This is a genomic window from Mangrovibacterium marinum (assembly GCF_003046625.1).
In the GTDB taxonomy this organism is placed as follows: Bacteria; Bacteroidota; Bacteroidia; order Bacteroidales; family Prolixibacteraceae; genus Mangrovibacterium; species Mangrovibacterium marinum.
The window spans coordinates 1-1,159 of record NZ_QAAD01000060.1 but is presented as its reverse complement, the minus strand read 5'-3'; the positions used below and the strand labels follow the sequence as shown (position 1 = coordinate 1,159).

Genomic DNA, 1,159 nt, shown 5'->3' with positions numbered 1-1,159 from the left:
AAAAGTTGTGGAGCTTCATTTTTTAGGCATAAATTTTAGAGATTCGATACAGGAAGAAAGCGGTATCATTTACCCCTCTCAAACACGCCCTGAAAGATTTGAGTTTGGCATTGAAAGATTCTGCTGAAGCATTGGTGCTTCTGTTTTCGAAGAAGTTCAGGATTTCGGTGTAATGGGTATAGATTGTTGCAGAGATGGTGTTGAAGGATTTGAACCCTGATTCTGTTACTTGGTCATACCAGTGTGCCAGTTTGGTTAGAGCTACACCTTTTTCTTGTGTTTTTGAAAAGATTAGCCGCAATCTGTGTGTTAGGTCATAAGCTTCTTTGATGTCTGGATATTGAGCAAACAAGATTGTTGCGCGCTGCTTCTGCTCGCTGGTCCACTTTTCCGCTGATTTAAATAGGAGGTACCTGCTTCGAGCCAATAATTGCTTTTTAGTATCGCCATTGGCAAAACGAAACGGGCAGTATGTTTTCTTTTCCCAGCGGGCATTATCTAAAGCATTGGTTTCTTCATTGATTGCATCCCAGCGATGGGCAATACGCATCTCCTGGAGGGCATCATAGGCCAGTTTTTGAACATGGAACCGATCGATGACTTTTACTGCCCGCGTAAAGCATTTGCTGACAATCTGGTTCATACTCGCAGCCATATCCAAGGTAATTTCTTCAACTTTTCGTCGTAATCGATGAGGTATTTTCATTAAAATCCGGGTAACATCTTCTGCTTTTGTTCCTTTAATCATGGCCACCAGTGCGCCTTTACGACCTTTGGCTGCCTTATTGGTAATGATTGTGTAAAGTTCGCCCTGCGAAAGTGCTGTCTCGTCGATGCTCAAATGTGGTCCTATATTGTCGGGGAAAAGAAGCCAATCCGGTGCATGATCTTTTTGGTCCCAATGGTTGTAGTCGCTTAAATGGTCTTTGTATTGGGTTGAGAACTGGTTGCCGTTGATGGCATAAAACTTTTCCAGACTATTACTGCTGATCGGGAATGAATCCAAGTATTCCTTTTAAAAAAGTCGCAAAACCGGAGGTCATGCGAGTTCCCTGAGCAACCGTGTTCCAATTACGGCTAACTACCAGTTCGGTTGATTCAACCAGCCAACGTCGACGCCTTATATGCAGGAATAATGGCTTATCCCGAAGCGGAAAAT

2 protein-coding genes are annotated in these 1,159 nt (G+C 43.2%); both read right to left on the bottom strand.

Features of this window, described 5'->3' with window-relative positions:
* Positions 1-22 precede the first annotated feature (22 nt).
* Entirely contained in the window at positions 23-1,006 is a 984-nt protein-coding gene (locus C8N47_RS18620; RefSeq protein ID WP_107824084.1) for an ISAon1 family transposase, read from the bottom strand.
* On the bottom strand, positions 981-1,159 hold a 179-nt coding region (locus tag C8N47_RS19170; protein ID WP_425436640.1), incomplete at its 5' end, for an ISAon1 family transposase N-terminal region protein. The genes C8N47_RS18620 and C8N47_RS19170, both read right to left, overlap by 26 nt.